This is a genomic window from Desulfobacterium sp. N47, assembly GCF_051233685.1.
Lineage (GTDB): Bacteria > Desulfobacterota > Desulfobacteria > Desulfobacterales > RPRI01 > RPRI01.
Map to the genome: position 1 here is coordinate 1 of NZ_JBAMMY010000176.1, position 4933 is coordinate 4933.

At 42.3% G+C, this 4933-nt stretch carries 6 protein-coding genes and 2 pseudogenes; 3 read left to right on the forward strand and 5 right to left on the reverse strand.

The features are described from left to right. Positions 1–135: 135 nt before the first annotated feature. Positions 136–300 (reverse strand): annotated as a pseudogene (locus VXK47_RS11450) (ISAzo13-like element transposase-related protein); the annotation flags it as partial. Between the two features lie 196 nt (positions 301–496). Here VXK47_RS11450 and VXK47_RS11455 point away from each other — a divergent pair. From VXK47_RS11455 to VXK47_RS11465, 3 genes are all read left to right on the forward strand, one after another. After that, a complete protein-coding gene (locus tag VXK47_RS11455) occupies positions 497–931 on the forward strand; it encodes a hypothetical protein (RefSeq protein WP_435548919.1) in 435 nt (144 codons plus the stop codon). 31 nt (positions 932–962) lie between these two features. Then, positions 963–1160 carry a hypothetical protein gene (locus VXK47_RS11460; RefSeq protein WP_435548920.1) on the forward strand — a complete coding sequence of 66 codons (198 nt, stop codon included), beginning with the start codon at positions 963–965 and terminating at the stop codon, positions 1158–1160. Between the two features lie 117 nt (positions 1161–1277). Next, positions 1278–2831, forward strand: coding sequence for a methyl-accepting chemotaxis protein (locus tag VXK47_RS11465; RefSeq protein WP_435548921.1), 1554 nt, complete (start codon positions 1278–1280; stop codon positions 2829–2831). A 170-nt stretch (positions 2832–3001) separates the two neighbouring features. Here VXK47_RS11465 and VXK47_RS11470 read toward each other — a convergent pair whose 3' ends face one another. From VXK47_RS11470 to VXK47_RS11485, 4 genes and pseudogenes are all read right to left on the reverse strand, one after another. Further along, positions 3002–3628, reverse strand: a complete 627-nt coding sequence (locus VXK47_RS11470) for an MBL fold metallo-hydrolase (RefSeq protein ID WP_435548922.1) — start codon at positions 3626–3628, stop codon at positions 3002–3004. 17 nt (positions 3629–3645) lie between these two features. Continuing rightward, complete coding sequence (gene nusB / locus VXK47_RS11475; protein ID WP_435548923.1) at positions 3646–4077, reverse strand: transcription antitermination factor NusB; 432 nt, start codon at positions 4075–4077, stop codon at positions 3646–3648. Positions 4078–4079: 2 nt separating this feature from the next. After that, positions 4080–4553 carry a 6,7-dimethyl-8-ribityllumazine synthase gene (gene ribH / locus VXK47_RS11480; RefSeq protein WP_435548924.1) on the reverse strand — a complete coding sequence of 158 codons (474 nt, stop codon included), beginning with the start codon at positions 4551–4553 and terminating at the stop codon, positions 4080–4082. Positions 4554–4596: 43 nt separating this feature from the next. Beyond that, positions 4597–4933 (reverse strand): annotated as a pseudogene (locus tag VXK47_RS11485) (bifunctional 3,4-dihydroxy-2-butanone-4-phosphate synthase/GTP cyclohydrolase II); the annotation flags it as partial.

Below are 4933 nucleotides of genomic sequence, written 5' to 3' on the forward strand. Positions count from 1 at the left end.
TTTTTCATTTATCCGGCAATAGCGGACCTTTTGAAAAGGACTTTGTAAGAAAAAAGAACTTAAACCCGGAGAAAATATCAGAGACCTTTGGTAGCTTAATTTTTATGAAAATCAGTCTTGACATGGGGTCCACTATACCGGGTGACCTCTTGCTGTCAGTTCCTCGGCAAGTTTCGTCGTGCTCTTGCATGTCCAGCGAAGGGGCGTCTCAGGATCTCCACGAGTGGCAGGCTCTAATAACTTATCAAGATACTGAAGCAAGGAAGGATCTTTTTCTTTCAGCTTCTTTCTGCCGCCGCCCATAGACGAAGAACCTTCTCATCTAAATGTGAACGTAAATACCCATACTTTACCTTGATTTTCTCAACAGTGTTTGACATACATAACGCATATCATTACCGTAGCTAAATGTCAACATAATTGTTCAATTTATTATTGCTAAGTTACTTACGGTTATGTTCCTCTTGGGGCTGCCGGAAGTCTGGATTACATCGGCATGGTAGGCGCAATGACCATAGATAATGAAAGCGGCGTCGAAAAGTATAACAGCTCATTTGGAGGAGCAGCTGTTCTTAACGGTGATATTGATGCGGATACCACCACAACCGGCCGTATCAAGTGGAACACGCCGCTTTCGGGGCTGGCTATTTCCGGAAGTTTCATGAAATTTAAATCTGAATATCCCTTACTTGTTGGAGGCAGTACCTCAACAACGATGGAATTTGAAAATTTTGTCTATGGTGGTGGTGTGGAATACACCTGGGAAAATCTGTTTATAGCAGGCGAATATAGAATATCCGATGGTGACCGCACAATATCATTGACGGGCGTTAAAACAAATACAAAGGCCGAAAATTACTATCTGATGGCTTCTTACCGTTTTACAGACTGGTTTGAACTGGGCTCATATTTATTCAATCTCCTATCCTGATAAAGATGACAAGGATGGCGACAGATATAAGGTGTTGGGCCAACCCGACCATCATGCATGGCAAAAGGATCTGGCTTTGTCTGCCCGTTTTGATATTAATTCCAACTGGATTTTCAAGATCGAAGGACACAAAGTTGATGGCACCTCAGATGTGCTGGCCGTGAATAATGCCGACAGGTCGGAAGGTGACTGGTATTATGGCGCAGCCAAGCTGACATTCAGCTTCTAAGCGCTTAATGCTTAACAAACGGATTCAGTTGCATGGAGAATTCTATGCAACTGAATCCAGAAACTTAACTGCTAACAGCTTCCGGCAAAGCCGGATTATGGAGGCTATGGATTAATTATGATGAAAAATTTAAGTATGTCAAAAAAAATATGGCTGAGCATGAGCATTCTGGTTATAGGTTATTTTCTAACCATGGTCTTCGGTTTCGGAATGGGAATCCGGATGGAATCCAGGATGTTAAGTGTTTCAAATTATCTTTTTCCAGCTTCAAACCTTGCTCAGGAAGCGTTGACAGCGTTTAAAGATCAGGTACGTCTTTATAATGACGGAATTATGCTGGGAGATAGCGAAACCATCAATCGCGCCGGCAATGAAGCCGAAAACGTTCAAAAAGCTCTGGGAGGCATATTAAACCTTCCGGGTGTGGATGAAGAATTTGCGGTACAGGTAAGAGAAACACTCGCGGCGCTCAAGTCATTTACCAGTGAAGCACAACCGATTTACCTGTCTATGAGCAAGGGTGAAAATCAGTCATCAAGAGCCGGGCAACTGGCAGGACAAACTGAGGCATTACGCAGCAGAATTTCGAAAATACAGCAGATGTTTGCCGATCGTCTCAAAGATGAAATGATGTCTAATGCCAAGGCCAGTAAACGTCAGAGATTCATGAATATTGGGGTTTTTGTGATTGTTGTCTTATTGGGAATTATCCTGACCGGCCTGATTATCAGCCGTTCCATCACAGGGCCTATCGGCAGAATAATCGGCGGACTTACCGAAGGGGCTAACAAAGTAAACGATGCATCTGATCAGGTATCAAGTGCCGGACAAACCATGGCTACAGGTACATCACAACAGGCGGCATCCATTGAGGAAATAGCTTCATCACTCGAAGAGATGACTTCCATGATCAAGCAAAATGCCGACAACTCCACTGAAGCAACCCGGGTTATGGGAGATTCCGACCGAACGGTATTGGAAGCACATAATGCCATGAAAAGACTCAGTCAATCTATGGACGACATCTCAAATGCGAGCAAGGAAACCCAAAAAATCATTAAAACCATTGATGAGATTGCATTCCAGACAAATCTTTTAGCCCTCAATGCTGCAGTTGAGGCTGCCAGGGCAGGTGAAGCCGGAGCCGGTTTTGCAGTTGTGGCGGATGAAGTTCGAAATCTGGCTATGCGGGCTGCCGATGCCGCACGCAATACGGCCACGCTGATAGACAATACCATTGCCGCTGTAAAAAATGGGACTGTATATTCGGAAACCACCCTGGCTGCATTTACAAAGACTATGGAATCCTCAAAGAAAGTCAGCAGCCTGGTATCCGAAATCGCCGCCGGGTCACAGGAACAGGCACAAGGCATACAGCAGGTTAACAGCGCCATGTCTGAAATAGATACTGTTATTCAGAAGACTGCGGCTATCGCTGAAGAATCCGCTTCTGCAGCTGAGGAACTCAATTCCCAATCAAAAGCCATGAATGGATATGTCGAACAACTTGTTGTCCTGGTGGGCCTAAGCAACAATCAAAACGGAAACAATAAAAAGAATGCACCAAACACAACAGTTACATATTCTTACGGAAAAGAAAACACCGGGACCAAGCGACGAAGTGAAGTTGCAACAAATCGGTTAATTGCACATCATGAAAGCGATTTTTGATAATTTTAAGAAGTACTTAATATAATACTTTCAATCTTATCTTTAAGGCTCTAAAACATTTGACAATGAGAGTCGCAGACAGATTATCTGCAAATTGTAACAGGAAGCACAAAAGCTTGATGGACTTGTAAAAAGCCATCAAGCTTTGTAATTTCTTCAGGATTGAATCATCATCCGATTTTTGCGAAGGGATTATACTTTTTTTCTATAGCAATGGATGTTTCAGGGCCGTGTCCTGCAAGAACCCTTACATCATCTCCAAGCACAAAAAGCTTATTTCTTATACTTGATATAATGGTATCATAATCACCACCCGGAAAGTCCGTACGTCCTATTGATCCTGCAAAAAGCGTATCTCCCACAAAAACGCAATCGTCAGTATAAAGAGAAATACCACCAGGCGAATGCCCCGGAGTGTGTATAACTTTTAAGGTAATATCCCCGAATTTCACCTCGTCACCGTCTTTCAGCATTTGATCGGGAGGAGGTGAATCTTCAACGTTAAGTCCCCATGCTGCTCCGGTAGCCGCAATACGGCTGAGCATAGGAGCATCGAGACTATGTATCAGAAGGTCTGCGCCTGTAGCTTCCTTCAGCTTTTTGTTTCCACCAACATGGTCAACATGACCGTGAGTATTTATGATGTATTTAACTTTCAGTTTATGTTTTGCAATTACCATCAAAATTTTGTCGGGCTCATCTCCTGGATCAATAACAACCGCCTCTTTTGTGTTTTCGCATCCAACTACAAAACAATTTGACATTATCGGTCCGACAATTAAGTCTTCTATAATCAAAACAACCTCCGATTACATTAATTGGTTTTTACTTTAATTACTTCTTTTTCAACAGCATCCCTGACACTGTCAAGAATTCCGTTTATAAAGGGTCCGGACTCATCCGTTCCATATTTTTTCCCTATATCGATAGCTTCATTAATAGAGACCTTGCAGGGAATATCATCGCACCACACAAGTTCAAATACGGCTATTCTCATGATATTTCTGTCTACACAAGACATGCGGCTTATTTTCCAGTTGCTGGAAAACCGCTCTATTATGCCATCAATCTCAGGCGCAGAGCTTATAACACCATTGACAAGCCTGTAAAAAAAAGGCAGGATATCTTCAGGTGGATTAAAATTATCCGTGAAATTGTTTAAAATCTCTTCAGAATTACCATGGCATTTATCCATGTAAAACAAAGCCTGCATTGCGAGTTCCCGTGATTTTCTACGACTTCCCATTGTTATGCTTTTTCTACAATTTCAACTAGGTTTGCCATCTCAACGGCGGAAATAGCAGCGCTCCACCCTTTGTTTCCTGCCTTGGTTCCGGCGCGCTCTATTGCCTGCTCTATGGTATCTACAGTAATTATGCCAAAAATCACAGGGATTCCGGTTTCCAAGCCAACCATTGCAACTCCCTTTGTAACCTCGGCACTGATGTAATCAAAATGCGGCGTTGCCCCCCTTATAACAGCACCAAGACATATTACTGCATCATATCTTTTCCTTTCAGCTATTTTCTTGGCAATAAGAGGAATTTCAAAAGCACCGGGAACCTTTACTATTTCAATATCCGAATCACTTGCTCCTGAGCGCAACAACGCATCAACAGCACCTCCAACAAGCCTGTCGGTAATAAAATCATTAAACCGGCTTGTAATGATAGCAAATTTCTTGCCTTCTGCAATAAGTTTGGCCTCAATTATTTTAGGCATATATTCCTCCGGATTTAAAAAATACTAATAAATAGTGTGAATATTAAGGTGTCCCATCAACTTCAATAAGATGCCCCATTTTAATTTTTTTGCATGAAAGATACCCTTTGTTATATTGATTTGCTCCAATCTCAATTCCAACCTGCTCAACAACACTTAATCCGTATCCTTCAAGCCCGATCATTTTTTTGGGGTTATTTGTTATAAGCCTCATTTTTTTTACACCAAGATCAACCAATATCTGTGCACCTATACCATAATTTCTCAAATCCGGCTTAAAACCCAATTTTTCATTGGCTTCAACTGTATCAAGCCCCTGATCCTGAAGGGCATAAGCCTTTATCTTATTGACAAGTCCTATGCCACGCCCCTCCTGGCGG

What these genes read in the sequence shown, in the direction of transcription:
- VXK47_RS11455 (WP_435548919.1), top strand. Translation starts at nt 497, where the DNA reads ATGGTAGGCGCAATGACCATAGATAATGAAAGCGGCGTCGAAAAGTAT.
- VXK47_RS11465 (WP_435548921.1), top strand. Translation starts at nt 1,278, where the DNA reads ATGATGAAAAATTTAAGTATGTCAAAAAAAATATGGCTGAGCATGAGC.
- nusB (WP_435548923.1), bottom strand. Translation starts at nt 4,077, where the DNA reads ATGGGAAGTCGTAGAAAATCACGGGAACTCGCAATGCAGGCTTTGTTT.
- ribH (WP_435548924.1), bottom strand. Translation starts at nt 4,553, where the DNA reads ATGCCTAAAATAATTGAGGCCAAACTTATTGCAGAAGGCAAGAAATTT.